The 12,348-nt window shown below is 72.1% G+C and carries 13 protein-coding genes; 9 read left to right on the forward strand and 4 right to left on the reverse strand.

Features of this window, described 5'->3' with window-relative positions:
- Nucleotides 1-11: 11 nt before the first annotated feature.
- From ABZ880_RS32095 to ABZ880_RS32105, 3 genes are read right to left on the reverse strand one after another with little or no spacing between them, the layout of a single operon-like run.
- Entirely contained in the window at nt 12-1,193 is a 1,182-nt protein-coding gene (locus ABZ880_RS32095) for a Glu/Leu/Phe/Val dehydrogenase dimerization domain-containing protein (RefSeq protein ID WP_361269910.1), read from the reverse strand.
- A complete protein-coding gene (locus ABZ880_RS32100; protein WP_361269912.1) occupies nt 1,190-2,782 on the reverse strand; it encodes a 5-guanidino-2-oxopentanoate decarboxylase in 1,593 nt (530 codons plus the stop codon). Before ABZ880_RS32100 ends, ABZ880_RS32095 begins: the two co-directional genes overlap by 4 nt.
- Nucleotides 2,782-3,939, reverse strand: coding sequence for an acyl-CoA dehydrogenase family protein (locus tag ABZ880_RS32105; protein ID WP_361269915.1), 1,158 nt, complete (start codon nt 3,937-3,939; stop codon nt 2,782-2,784). Before ABZ880_RS32105 ends, ABZ880_RS32100 begins: the two co-directional genes overlap by 1 nt.
- 293 nt (nt 3,940-4,232) lie before the next feature.
- On the opposite strand from ABZ880_RS32105, the gene ABZ880_RS32110 reads away from it, so the two are divergent.
- Nucleotides 4,233-5,489 carry an MBL fold metallo-hydrolase gene (locus ABZ880_RS32110; RefSeq protein ID WP_361269918.1) on the forward strand — a complete coding sequence of 419 codons (1,257 nt, stop codon included), beginning with the start codon at nt 4,233-4,235 and terminating at the stop codon, nt 5,487-5,489.
- Nucleotides 5,490-5,506: 17 nt separating this feature from the next.
- The gene (locus ABZ880_RS32115; protein ID WP_361269920.1) at nt 5,507-6,343 is read left to right on the forward strand and encodes a DUF429 domain-containing protein; all 837 of its coding nucleotides are present in this window, start codon (nt 5,507-5,509) and stop codon (nt 6,341-6,343) included.
- Here the strand turns inward: ABZ880_RS32115 and ABZ880_RS32120 are convergent.
- The gene (locus tag ABZ880_RS32120) at nt 6,315-6,701 is read right to left on the reverse strand and encodes a cupin domain-containing protein (RefSeq protein ID WP_361269923.1); all 387 of its coding nucleotides are present in this window, start codon (nt 6,699-6,701) and stop codon (nt 6,315-6,317) included. The two genes, ABZ880_RS32115 and ABZ880_RS32120, sit on opposite strands and share 29 nt — an antisense overlap.
- Nucleotides 6,702-6,802: 101 nt before the next feature.
- On the opposite strand from ABZ880_RS32120, the gene ABZ880_RS32125 reads away from it, so the two are divergent.
- The 7 genes from ABZ880_RS32125 to ABZ880_RS32155 all read left to right on the forward strand — a co-directional run bounded on the left by ABZ880_RS32125 (nt 6,803) and on the right by ABZ880_RS32155 (nt 12,331).
- Nucleotides 6,803-7,195 carry an AraC family transcriptional regulator gene (locus tag ABZ880_RS32125; protein ID WP_361269925.1) on the forward strand — a complete coding sequence of 131 codons (393 nt, stop codon included), beginning with the start codon at nt 6,803-6,805 and terminating at the stop codon, nt 7,193-7,195.
- A 75-nt stretch (nt 7,196-7,270) separates the two neighbouring features.
- On the forward strand, nt 7,271-7,681 hold the full coding sequence (locus tag ABZ880_RS32130; protein ID WP_266963214.1) for a VOC family protein: 411 nt from the start codon (nt 7,271-7,273) through the stop codon (nt 7,679-7,681).
- A 397-nt stretch (nt 7,682-8,078) separates the two neighbouring features.
- Nucleotides 8,079-10,235: an ATP-binding protein gene (locus tag ABZ880_RS32135; RefSeq protein WP_361269929.1), complete on the forward strand. Its 2,157-nt coding sequence runs from the start codon at nt 8,079-8,081 to the stop codon at nt 10,233-10,235.
- Nucleotides 10,236-10,300: 65 nt separating this feature from the next.
- On the forward strand, nt 10,301-10,735 hold the full coding sequence (locus ABZ880_RS32140) for a roadblock/LC7 domain-containing protein (protein ID WP_242761824.1): 435 nt from the start codon (nt 10,301-10,303) through the stop codon (nt 10,733-10,735).
- A 2-nt stretch (nt 10,736-10,737) separates the two neighbouring features.
- Nucleotides 10,738-11,109 (forward strand): DUF742 domain-containing protein, encoded by a 372-nt coding sequence (locus tag ABZ880_RS32145; RefSeq protein WP_361269931.1) that lies wholly within the window; start codon nt 10,738-10,740, stop codon nt 11,107-11,109.
- Nucleotides 11,087-11,686 carry an ATP/GTP-binding protein gene (locus ABZ880_RS32150; protein WP_242761822.1) on the forward strand — a complete coding sequence of 200 codons (600 nt, stop codon included), beginning with the start codon at nt 11,087-11,089 and terminating at the stop codon, nt 11,684-11,686. The genes ABZ880_RS32145 and ABZ880_RS32150 overlap by 23 nt, the downstream gene beginning before the upstream one ends.
- Before the next feature lie 60 nt (nt 11,687-11,746).
- The gene (locus ABZ880_RS32155; RefSeq protein WP_361269935.1) at nt 11,747-12,331 is read left to right on the forward strand and encodes a GAF domain-containing protein; all 585 of its coding nucleotides are present in this window, start codon (nt 11,747-11,749) and stop codon (nt 12,329-12,331) included.
- The last annotated feature ends 17 nt before the right edge of the window (nt 12,332-12,348 follow it).

The following is a 12,348-nucleotide window of genomic DNA, read 5'->3' on the forward strand; positions in this document are numbered from 1 at the left end:
CATCGCCGCCGTCACCGATACCACCCGAACCGCTCGGCGATCACCGGCAGTCGGTCCGCGACGATCGCGTGCGCGGCCGCTCGCGGGGTCGTCCCGTCGGCCTCCGCGCGGGCCAGCATCTGCTCGGTCAGGGCGCGCATCGAACGGCGGGTGTGCGCGAACGCCTCGTCCGCGTACGGGCCGATGTCGCCGAACAGGGTCCACCACCACCAGGCGTTCGTACCGGAGTTGACCACCACGTCCGGCAGCACGGTCACCCCGCGCGCGGCCAACAGCTCCTCAGCATCGGGCAGTACGGGCATGTTGGCCGCCTCGACGATCCAGCGGGCGGTGATCCGCTCCTGGTTCGTCGTGTCGATCGCGTACGACACGGCCGCCGGCACCAGCACCTCCGCTTCGGCCGACAGCCAGGCGTCGCCCGGCAGTTCACGGTCGCCGGGGCGCAGGACCGCGCGGTCCACGGTGCCGTACGCGTCCCGCGCGGCGAGCAGCGCCTCGACGTCCAGGCCCGCCGGATTGGCGATGGTGCCCTTGATGTCGGCGACAGCCACGACGGTGAGCCCCGCGCGCGCGAGGAAGCGCGCCGTGGCCCCGCCCATGGTGCCCAGGCCCTGCACGGCGACCCGGGTTCCCGCATGCGGCACGCCCGCCCGGTCCAGGGCCGCCAGTGCGGACTCGGCGACCCCGCAGCCGCCGACCAGTTCGTCGAGCCCGATGCCGTCCACGTCGACCGCGAACGCGTCCGCGAGCCGCCGCCGGGCCGTCGCCTCGTCGTCGAGCAGCGGATACACGGCCTGGATGGACGACACCAGGCCCGCCTCGGCCGCCGCCCGGTCCACCAGGTCCTGGGTCAGACCGAGGTCCTCACCGGTGGTCCAGAAGCTTTCGACGTACGGCTTCATGGCCCTCACATACCGCACCAACAGCTCGTACGCGCCCGGGTCCTGGGGGTCGCAGTCGATGCCGCCCTTGGCGCCTCCCAGGGGGACGTAGCGGCCCTCGGGGTTGTAGTGCAGCGCCTCCTTCATGGTCATCCCGCGGGCGAGCCCGGCCACCTCGTCGAGCGTGCAGCCCGCGCGCATGCGCAGCCCGCCGCTGGAGACGCCGCGCACCAGCCGGTCGACGACCAGGAAGCCCTGGCGGCCGGTGAGATGGTCGGTCCAGGTGAGCGACATCAGGGGGGCGGCGGTCATGAGGTCTCCTCAGGGATGACGATCAGGGTGGGACCGGGCGTGTCCATGGCCTCGGTGAGGGCGCGGCGGAGCTCCTCGGGACCGCACGCGCGCGTGCCGTGCCCGCCGTACGCGCGCGCCAGGGCCGGCAGGTCGACCGGCGGCAGGTCCACCGCGGTGGGGGTGTCGCCGCGCGCCGCCATCTCGGCGCGGATCTCGCCGTAGCCGCCGTTGTCGAACACCACTATGGGCAACGGGAGTCGGAGCTGCACCGCGGTGGCCAGTTCCTGCACGGTGAACTGCAGCCCGCCGTCGCCGCCGAGCGCCATCACCTGCCGGTCGGGCCGCGCGACCTTGGCGCCGATCGCGGCGGGCAGGGCGTAGCCGAGGGTGCCGAATCCGGTCGGGTGGAGGTAGCGGCCCTCGGGGCCGAGCGGGAAGTGAGGGAGCGCGCCGTAGTAGCAGCACTGGGCGCTGTCCGAGGTGACGATCGCGTCCTCGGCGAGCACAGAGCGCATCGCCTTCAGATACGGGATCCAGCGCGCGTCGCGTGCCGCGGTCTCGGCGTCGCGCGCCGCCCGGAGGACGGGGATCTCGTCCGCCACGCGCGCGTGGCCCGTGACTTCGGGCAGCAGGGCGTCCAGGACGGCACGCGCGTCCCCGACGAGCGCCACGTCCGCAGGCGCACCCGCGTACATCTGGTCCGGGTCGATGTCGATGCGCACGAGCGTGCCGTCGAGCGGGGGCGGGGGGGACCAGAAGTCGGACTCGGCCAGTTCAGTCCCTGCGGCGAGGACGACGTCCCGGGTGGCGAGCCACTTCTGCACCGCCGCGCTGTGCAGGGACACGCCGAGGGACAGCGGATGCGTCTCGGGGACGGTGCCCTTGCCGTTGGCGGTGGTGACGACCGGAGCGCCCAGCCGTTCGGCGAGGGCGAGGCAGGCACCCTGTGCGCCGCGTGCGCCGCCGCCGAGGACCAGTGCCGGGCGCCGGGCCTGTGCGAGGGCCCCGGCCGCCTCGCGTACGGCGTGCGGATCCGGGGCGGCGCGCGGGACGGACGGGGCGGTGCGGACGGGCCCCAGTGCCTCGGTCGCCTCCAGGAGGTCCAGCGGGACCTCGATGTGCGCGGGCCGCGGACGCCCCGTACGGAACAGGGTGAACGCACGCGCCACCGCGGCGTCGATCTCGGCGACCGAGGAGACGCGATGACTGAACGCGGCCACGCCCCGCAGCGCCTCGGTCTGGCTGCGCGTCTCGTGCAGCAGGCCCGTCGACAGGCGCGGGTGGCGCAGCGGCACGCCCGGGGAGACCACGAGCAGCGGCACGCTGTCCGAGTACGCCTGCCCGACGGCTGCAGCGGCGTTCAGCAAGGCGGGTCCGGTCGTGGTGAGGACGACACCCGGACGGCCCGTCACGCGCGCGTACCCGTCGGCCGCGTACCCGGCACCCTGTTCATGACGGGACGTCACATGCCGTATGCCGTACGGCGCCAGATGCCGGTAGACCTCCAGGTTGTGCGTCCCGGGGATGCCGAAGACGTCCGTCACGGAGTGCGCCTCCAGGGCACGGACGAGCGCCTCTCCTCCGCTGAGGAACCGGTCGTGTCCCATCACAGACTCCGGGCGATGACGAGCCGCATGATGTCCGAGGTGCCCTCCTCGATCTCCTCCAGCTTGGCGTCCCGCATCCACTGCTCGACCGGGAACTCACGCGAGTACCCCCAGCCGCCCAGCGTCTGGACGGCCGACCAGGTGCAGTACGCGGCGGTCTCGGACGCCGTCAGCTTCGCCATCGCGGCCTCGGCGGTCGCGTCCAGACCGGCGTCCAGGCGGCGCGCGGCCCGCCAGGTCATCAGCCGGGCCTGCTCCACGCGCGTACGCATGTCGGCCAGACGGAAGGCGACCGCCTGGTGCTCGACGATCGGCTTGCCGAACTGGCGCCGTTCACGGGCGTAGTCGCGTGCGTACTCGTACGCGGCCCGCGCCACCCCGGTCGCCGCCGCGCCCAGCACCGTGCGCGAGACGTCGAAGGTCCGCATCAGCCCGTGGAAGCCCTGCCCCTCCGCCCCGAGCCGGTGCTCCTCTGGCACGAAGGCGTCCTGGAAGAAGATCTCCCGGCACACGATCGCGCGCTGCCCCATCTTCTTCATCGGCTCACCGAACGAGACGCCTTCCGTGCCCTTGCGCAGCAGGAACGCGGTCACGCCGCGCGAGCGCTGCGTCGGGTCGGTCTTGGCGAACACGACGTACTGCTCGGCCTCGCCCGCATTGGAGATCCACGCCTTCTGGCCGTTGAGCCGGTAGCCGCCCTCGGCACGGTGCGCAGTGGTGATGATCGAGGCGGCGTCGGAGCCCGCGCCCGGCTCGGTCGTCGCCAGGGCCGTCATCGGGGTGCCGGGACCGGTGAGCGGGGTCAGCCACTCCCGCTTCTGCTCCGCGCTGCCCAGCTCCAGGACCGGGTCGGCGAAGAAGCCGTTCGAGCAGAGCAGGTTGCCGATGCCCAGATCGCCCACGCACAGCTCCTCCTGTACGAGGCACTGCGTGAACACGTCGGTGAAGCCGCCCCCGCCGTACTCCTCCGGGAGCATGAAGCCGGTGATGCCCACCTCGGCGGCCTTGCTCCACAGGTCCCACGGCGTCTCGACGTCCGCCTCGTCGACGGCACGCGCGCGTGGGCGTATCTCCTCCCGTGCGAACGCGCGCGTGAGGTCCACGATGTCGCGCTGCTCCTGGCCGAGCGGGACCAGTTCGGTGGGGAGGTCGGACATGGTGCCTCCAACGGGCCGCGGGGGGTGCTCACCGACGGGGTTCGACAGGTTTCTCAATTACTGAATCGTCAGTCAGTATCGGAATCGGGCTCGTGCCGTGTCAATGTCCTGACTGGATCGTCAGTACGGCGGCCGGTGGGCCGGAGCCGCTTGCTGCGCAGCGTCACCCGCGAGTGACTGTGAGATTTCTTTGGGCTTTCCTTGGAAAGAGCCCGGCATGACCCGGACGGCCCGGGTGTTGTCAGAGGGGCAGACCATAATGGAATGCCTCACCGACTCCACCTGGAGGTACCGTGTCCGGTTTCCGTTCCCTGAGCTCCGGGCTCCGCGCGCTGCAGCCCGCGGGCTTCGGCGCGGACCCGAGCGGTGAGCGCCTCGCGCGCATCCGCAGATCGCCCCACTTCAAGGACGGTGTCTTCCAGAACCCCGGAGGCACCGCCCGGACCCGGCCCTCCGGTTCGACGCTGGACTTCGCGAAGGTCTTCTTCGACAAGGACGAGCGGCCCCGGCGCGCGCCGAAGGGCACGGTGCCCGTGCACGCCACGACGCTCGCCGACATCTCCAAGCCGCCCGCCACGGGGCTCCGGCTGACCTGGATGGGGCACTCCAGCGTGCTCGCCGAGATCGACGGACAGCGGGTGCTCTTCGACCCGGTGTGGGGCGAGCGCTGCTCCCCGTTCTCCTTCGTCGGCCCCAAGCGGCTGCACCCGGTGCCGCTGCCGCTGGCCGCGCTGGGCCCGGTCGACGTCGTCGTCATCTCGCACGACCACTACGACCACCTGGACATGCCCACGATCAAGGCACTGGCCGACACGGACACCCTGTTCGCCGTGCCCCTCGGCGTCGGCGCCCACCTCGAGTACTGGGGCGTCTCCGCCGACCGGCTGCGCGAGCTGGACTGGCACGAGGCGACGAAGGTCGGCGGCCTCACCCTGACCGCCACCCCGGCCCGGCACTTCTGCGGCCGCGGACTGCGCAACACCCAGCACACGCTGTGGGCCTCGTGGTCCGTCGCCGGCGAGGAGCACCGGATCTACCACAGCGGTGACACCGGGTACTTCGAGGGCTTCAAGGACATCGGCGCCGAGCACGGGCCGTTCGACGCCACGATGATCCAGATCGGCGCGTACTCCGACTTCTGGCCGGACATCCACATGACGCCCGAAGAGGGCATGCGCGCCCACCTCGACCTCCAGGGCGGGCAGCCGCACGGCGTGATGATGCCGATCCACTGGGCCACCTTCAACCTGGCGACGCACCCCTGGGCGGACCCCGGCGAGGGCACCGTCGCGGCCGCCCGCGCCACGGGCTCGCGCATAGCCCTGCCCCGCCCCGGCGAGCCCTTCGAGCCCACCGCGGAGACCGTGCCCGCCGACCCGTGGTGGCGCGGTGTCGCCCAGGCCCCGCCGGGCGGCTGGCCTGCTGTGGACGCCCTCACGGAGGCCGTGGTCAAGACGGCGGCCGACGACGCCGAGGCCCAGGCCGACGGGGCCGCGGAGGGGAAGACGTCCGAGGGCACCGGGGAGCCCGAGACGGTCCCGGCGGGCTGACCCCGTCAGTGGAGGCCGTGAGCCGGCGCGACGTGCCGGGGGAGGACCCCGGCGTGCGGCAGCCGCGGGCTGTGACGGTCGGGATCGACCTGGCTGCGAGTGCGCGGCGGACCGCCGTGTGCCGGGTGGTCTGGGGAGACGGGGGCGGCCCGGCGGCGGAGTTCGTCGTGCCGGACGGGGACGAGGACCTGCTGGCGCTGGTCCGGGCCGCCGACAAGACCGGCCTCGACTGCCCGCTCGGCTGGCCGTCGAGCTTCGTGGCGACCGTCCTGGCCCACCACCAGGGGCAGCGGCTGCCGGCCGCGGCCCGGTTCCAGGGGCGTGCGGACGGCAGGCCCGGCCTGGACCCGCTGCGGTTCCGGCTGACCGACGACGTCACGTGGAAGGCGACCTCGATGCGGCCGCCGCTGTCGGTGTCCACCGATCTGCTCGGGGTTGTGGCGCTGCGCGCGGCCCGTCTCCTGGACGAGTTCGTGGCGACGGACACCGCCGTACCGCGCGACGGCTCCGGACCGGTCGCCGAGGTGTATCCCGCCGCGGCGCTGCGGTTGTGGGGCATCCGGCCGGCCCGCAGCTACAAGAGCGCCGTACCGGAAGCCCGCGAAGTGCGGGAGTACATCGTGCGCTCGATCGAGACGGGCCTCGGGCTGACCCTGCCCGATCCGGTGCGCGCGCAGTGCGTCGACAGCCACGACCATCTCGACGCCCTGGTCTGCGCGTTGGTCGCCCGTGCCGTCCTGGTCGGCGGCACCAGGTGGCCGCGTACGCCGCAGGAGCGGGCCGCCGCCCGGCAGGAAGGGTGGATCCATCTGCCGGACGGAGACCTCACTTCCCTGCGGGGCCGTCGACGTTGAACGTGGACTGCCCGGTCCCCGCCCGCGTGACGATGATGTCGGCGGGCTCCGACGAGGGGTTGCTCTCCCGGTGCACGGCCCCCTTCGGCACGTAGACGAAGTCGCCGGGGCCGGCTTCGAGCGTCTGCGAGCCGTCCGGGCCGAACTCCATCCGCAGGGCTCCGGTGAGGACGTAGATCACCGATTCGTGCTCGCCGTGGTGATGCCAGCCGGAGACCATCCCGGCCTCGGTGCGGACGAATCCCGACCACATTCCCCCGGTGGCGAGCGCCTCCTGCCGGTCCATCCCCGCAGTCGCGGGCCCGGGCCTGCGGTCACCGGGACGGACGACGTGCACCTCATCGCGTCGAAGGTCCATGACGGCTCCTTCCGCTCGGGCCGTCCAGCGGCGGCCACGTCTCATGACCAGGCTAGCCGCGGGCGGCCACCACCCGTTGAGATCCATGGTGTGATGGCCGCGTGAGCCGTGCCGTCGAAGAGAGCAACCGCCGTATGCTCCGGGCCCGGGACGCCATGGACCGTGCCTATGCCGAGCCGCTGGACGTGCCGGCGCTGGCCCGGATCGCCCATGTGTCCCCGGCGCACTTCACGCGCACCTTCCGGGCCACGTTCGGCGAGACCCCGCACCGCTACCTGCAGCGTCGCCGCGTCGAGCGCGCGATGTTCCTGCTGCGCGAGACCGACCGCAGCGTCACGGACATCAGCTTCGAGGTCGGCTTCGCCAGCCCGGGCACCTTCAGCCGCACGTTCCGCGACATCGTCGGCCGCTCGCCGAGGGAGTACCGCAAGCAGGCCGTCGCCCTGGACGTCCCCACCTGCTTCACGATGGCGTGGATGCGGCCGAGCGCCTGACGGTCCGCTCGCCCTTCGGCCGGCAGAGCAGTTTTGGATAAGTTTTCGCCGCCCCGGGCTCGTAGCGTGATGCACATGTTCACAGCAATCACGCACTCGCAGATCTACGTACTCGACCAGGACGAGGCGCTCGACTTCTACGTCGGCAAGCTCGGCCTCGAGGTCAACACCGACGCCGACCTCGGCTTCATGCGCTGGCTCACCATCAACGTCCCCGGTCAGCCGGACCGCGAGGTCCTGCTGGAGCGGCCCGGCCCGCCGCGGCTGTCGGAGGAGACGGCGGAACAGGTCCGCGAGCTGCTGACCAAGGGCGCGACGGGCGGCTTCCTCATCTTCAGGACCGAGGACTGCCGCAAGACCTACGAGACCCTCAAGGCCAAGGGCGTCGAGTTCACCGAGGAGCCCACCGAGCGGCCGTACGGAATCGACTGCGGCCTCAGGGACCCCTTCGGCAACAGCATCCGTTTCACCCAGCCGAAGGCGTGAGACCACCACCGCGGTTGACACGGACAGTGACGTTCAGGGGATGACTCCCCAGGGCCCGGGAGGGGCCCGAAACGGTCCGGTCGGGTCGGCGAGCGGACAGATATCGGCAACCGGCGAGGGCCGGGGAGCGATCGCTCCCCGGCCCGCACTTCTTCGCGGTGACCACTTCTGACCAGCTCTGATCGATCGCTTATGGAGCGAGATCACCTGTCCGCTGGGTTTATCGGTCTGTCGTACGAAGCCTCATACCAGAGCGGGACGCTGTGCGTGGGACTTTGTCAACTGCCCACCGCACATGATGCGTTGGCGACTACTGTGAGTGTCCATCGGGCGCCGCATGCCCGAACCGCGCAGCCCGCGCGCCAGGCACCGACGGACCAGTACGACGAGGACACCGATGTCTCACCTCCGCGCACCGGCCCCCCGCGCAGACCGCCGCGAGGGCGGACGGCACGGACGGCCGGTCGCCCGCACCGCTCCCTCGCTGCCCGAGACGCACATACGGCCTCAGCTGCTGCGGCTCGCGATCCTGCCGCCGATCGCGGTCGCCCTCAGCGCCTGCGCCGCAGTCCTGTTCACGGTCCGCTCCACGGGGGCCAGGCCCGGTCTTGTCCTGTGGGGCGTACTCGCCGGCGCCGCCGCGGTGGCCCTCGCGGGCATCCTGATCGCCAGCGTCGCCGCCGACCGCGCCGCCAAGTCGGTCAGCGACCGCATCGCCGCCCTGCGCCGCAGCAGCGCCCGCGGCGAGGCCGACCTGCGCGCCCTCGTCGAGTCCCTGCGCCGCGGCGACGCCGTGCCCCCGCGCAAGCCGCGCAGCGGTCCCGCCGACGGCGCCGACGACTTCGAGCTGCTCGCCGCCGACCTGGCCCGCGCCCACGACGGCGCGGTCACCGCAGTCGTCCATGCCGCCCAGCTCTCCAGTCAGGCCGGCAGCGAACAGAAGCTCGAGGTCTTCGTCAATCTCGCCCGGCGGCTGCAGTCACTGGTGCACCGGGAGATCTCGATCCTCGACGAGCTGGAGAACGAGATCGAGGACCCCGATCTGCTCAAGGGCCTCTTCCACGTCGACCACCTCGCCACCCGGATCCGCCGCCACGCCGAGAACCTCGCCGTCCTCGGCGGCGCGGTCTCCCGCCGGCAGTGGAGCAACCCCGTCTCCATGACCGAGGTGCTGCGCTCCGCCATCGCCGAGGTCGAGCAGTACTCCCGGGTCAAGCTCGTACCCCCGATCGACGGCACCCTGCGCGGCCACGCCGTTGCCGACGTCATCCACCTGCTGGCCGAACTCGTCGAGAACGCAACGGTGTTCAGCGCCCCGCACACCCAGGTCCTGCTGCGCGCCAACCTCGTGACGTCCGGACTCGCCGTCGAGGTCGAGGACCGCGGCCTGGGCATGCCCGTCGCCGAGCAGAAGAAGATGAACGACCTGCTCTCCGACCCCGACCAGGTCAACGTCGCCAGCCTGCTGGCCGACGGCCGCATCGGCCTGTTCGTGGTCTCGCAGCTCGCGCGGCGGCACGGCATCAACGTCCGCCTCCAGACCAACATCTACGGCGGCGTCCAGGCCGTACTCGTCGTGCCGCAGGGCCTGCTGGGCTCGACGCCGGGCATTCCCGGCGTGGCGCCGCAGCCGCAGGGTGTCATGGGGGTGGGGGGAGTGACCGGGGTGTCCGTGCCGCCGCGCTCCCCGCAGCCGCAGATGCCGTCCGTGCCCGGACCCGGGACCGGGGCCCGTCGTGTCGTGCCTCCTGCGCCGCGGCGCGCAGAGCAGCGGGAGGTCGCGCTGCCCGCGGCCACCATGCCGAACGGCAGCATGGTCAACGGCGGTTCCCACGGCGGCGGTTCCCTCAGCGACGACACGCTGAACGGCACCACGGCGGGCGGCGGCCGACCGGACCCCCTGCCCGTACGCGGCGCCGACGAGGAGCGGGCCAACCCGGCGGAGGCCCTCCCCGGCATCCGGCCCGACGACCGGCGGCTGGTCGCGGAGAACACGTCCGCGCCCCCGACGCCCCGCACCGGCACCGTCCGCGGCACCATGGGCAAGCCCCAACTCCCGCGCCGCCGCGCCCAGGAGCACATCGCACCCCAACTCCGCGACGGTCCCGCGCCCCGTCAGGACACCGAGTACCTCGCCGGCCACGACCCGGGCCTGATGGCGGCCTTCCAGCGCGGCATCGGTCTGGCGGAGGCCCAGCAGCACCTGGAGTCGGAACACAACTGGTCGGCGGAGACGGCGTCGGCTCCCACGGACCCGGCTCCCATGGACCCTACGCACACGGATTCGGCGCACGCGGGCCCGGCCCGCATGGAGTCGCCCCATGTGCAGGCGTCGTCACACCCGGAGCGCGAACCCATGTCCACCGCCGCCATGGACCAGGCGGCCACGGACCCGACCACCGTGCACGCGACCTCCGTGAACATCACGTCCCTGGAGGTGGCCGCCATGGACGTACCGCACATGGACCCCGCCCACATAGCCGAGGCGCGCCCCGCGTCCGCGCGCGGCATCGACCACCCCACCCGGCACGACGGGAGCGCACCGGCCGGATGACCAACCTCTCCACCCCCGCCCCCACCGCTCCCGCAGACCTTCGTACCTCAAGGAGTCGATCCACCATGGCGAGCGATGCGCCGACCGGCCATGTATCCGATCTCGACTGGCTGATGAGCGGCCTCGTGCAGCGCGTACCCCACACGACCAGTGCGGTACTCCTCTCCTGCGACGGGCTCGTGAAGTCGGTCCACGGCCTCGATGCCGACAGCGCCGACCACATGGCCGCGCTGGCCTCCGGCCTCTACTCCCTCGGCCGCAGCGCCGGGGTCCGCTTCGGCGACGGCGGGGACGTCCGCCAGGTCGTCGTCGAACTCGACTCGACCCTGCTGTTCGTGACCACCGCGGGCTCCGGCACCTGTCTCGCCGTGCTGGCCGGCCGCGAGGCCGACGCGGCGGTCCTCGGCTACGAGATGGCGATGCTGGTCAAGAGCGTCCGCCCCTACCTGGTCACCGCGCCCCGGCAGCACGCCGTCGAACCCACGGCGATGAGGCCTTGAGCGTGGCGACGGTCGGCGACGGGCCCTGGCTCGACGACGCGGCCGGTCGGCTGGTGCGCCCCTTCACGGTCAGCAACGGCCGCACCCGGCCCAGCATCGCACTCGACCTCCTGTCGCACGTGATGGCCACCGGCGCCACCCCGCTCGGCTATCTCGGTCCGGAACACGCCGAGGCGCTCGACCTGTGCCGCGCGCCCGTGTCGGTCGCCGAGGTCGCCGCCCAACTGAAGCTGCCGGCGGTGGTCACCAAGGTGCTGCTGTCGGACCTAGTCGACTGCGGGGCGCTCACCACCAAGCCCCCCGAGTTCCACCACAACCCGACTGACCGGGCCCTACTGGAGGCAGTGCTCGATGGACTACGACGACAGCTCTGACCCATTCCCCACCGCACTGAAGATCCTGGTGGCGGGCGGGTTCGGAGTAGGCAAGACGACCTTCGTGGGCGCGGTCAGCGAGATCGCGCCGCTCAGCACGGAGGAGCTGCTCACCACGGTCAGCGCCGCGACCGACTCTCTCGACGGGATCGAGAACAAGGTCGAGACGACGGTGGCCATGGACTTCGGCCGTATCACCCTCGATCCGGAACATGTGCTGTACCTGTTCGGGACGCCCGGGCAGGAGCGGTTCTGGTTCATGTGGGACGAGCTCTCCGAGGGCGCGCTCGGCGCGGTCATCCTCGCCGACACCCGCCGTCTGGAGGAGTGCTTCGCAGCCGTCGACTTCTTCGAGCAGCGCGGTCTCGGCTTCATCGTCGCGATCAACGAGTTCGACGGCTCCTATCGCTACGACCCCGAGGAGGTCCGTGCCGCCATAGACCTCGCCCCGGAGATCCCGGTCGTGCGCTGCGACGCCCGGATCTCCAGCTCCGGCGTCCAGACCCTGCTCACCCTCGTACGCCATCTCATCGCCCACGCCCCGGCGCACGCGCCGAGCCACGGCGCCCACATGTGATCCCCGCACACCGCCACGGAGCCCGTATATGACCTGCGTCCACAGTGACGGAGCCCGCCCATGAGGTACGACCCGTCGCGACCGGCCGGTCGTCTGCTGCTCACCCCCGAGGACAAGGAGGCCCCCGCGCGTGCCCTGCGCCTGAACCGGCTCGGCCTCGGAGAACAGCCGGACCCCGCCCTCGACGCCTACGCGGACCGCCTCGCCGAGCTCACCGGGGCGCCGTACGCCATGGTCAACTTCATCGACGAGCAACGGCAGTTCTTCGCGGGGCTGCATCTGCCGGTGGTGGCACCGGTCGTGGTGGTGAAGGCCGACGGCACCACGCCCGTGCTGGGCCGTGAGCTGGCCCGCGACCACGGTTTCTGTCCCCATGTGGTCGTCCGGCGCAAGGCGCTGGTCCTGGAGGACGTGTGCGACTACCCGCGGTTCGCGGGCAATCCGGTCGTCGACGAGTTCGGCATCCGCAGCTATCTGGGCGCACCGCTCATCGACAGCACCGGCATGGTGCTCGGCACCGTGTGCGTCGTCGACGTGGAGCCGCGCCCCTGGGGCAGGCCCGGCCTGGAGACCATCAAGGCCTCGGCGGCGGAACTGGTCGCGCGCCTGGAGCGACGGGAGGCCGACGGGCTCCCGCTGCTGTGACGGGGGAGACGGCCCCA

Origin of the sequence: Streptomyces sp. NPDC047043 (assembly GCF_040644055.1) — a bacterium.
In the GTDB taxonomy this organism is placed as follows: Bacteria; Actinomycetota; Actinomycetes; order Streptomycetales; family Streptomycetaceae; genus Streptomyces.

Bases quoted from the DNA above. Each gene is read 5' to 3' on its own strand.
- ABZ880_RS32095 (WP_361269910.1), bottom strand. From the start codon at position 1,193: ATGACCGCCGCCCCCCTGATGTCGCTCACCTGGACCGACCATCTCACC.
- ABZ880_RS32100 (WP_361269912.1), bottom strand. From the start codon at position 2,782: ATGGGACACGACCGGTTCCTCAGCGGAGGAGAGGCGCTCGTCCGTGCC.
- ABZ880_RS32105 (WP_361269915.1), bottom strand. From the start codon at position 3,939: ATGTCCGACCTCCCCACCGAACTGGTCCCGCTCGGCCAGGAGCAGCGC.
- ABZ880_RS32120 (WP_361269923.1), bottom strand. From the start codon at position 6,701: ATGGACCTTCGACGCGATGAGGTGCACGTCGTCCGTCCCGGTGACCGC.
- ABZ880_RS32130 (WP_266963214.1), top strand. From the start codon at position 7,271: ATGTTCACAGCAATCACGCACTCGCAGATCTACGTACTCGACCAGGAC.
- ABZ880_RS32135 (WP_361269929.1), top strand. From the start codon at position 8,079: ATGTCTCACCTCCGCGCACCGGCCCCCCGCGCAGACCGCCGCGAGGGC.
- ABZ880_RS32140 (WP_242761824.1), top strand. From the start codon at position 10,301: ATGGCGAGCGATGCGCCGACCGGCCATGTATCCGATCTCGACTGGCTG.
- ABZ880_RS32150 (WP_242761822.1), top strand. From the start codon at position 11,087: ATGGACTACGACGACAGCTCTGACCCATTCCCCACCGCACTGAAGATC.
- ABZ880_RS32155 (WP_361269935.1), top strand. From the start codon at position 11,747: ATGAGGTACGACCCGTCGCGACCGGCCGGTCGTCTGCTGCTCACCCCC.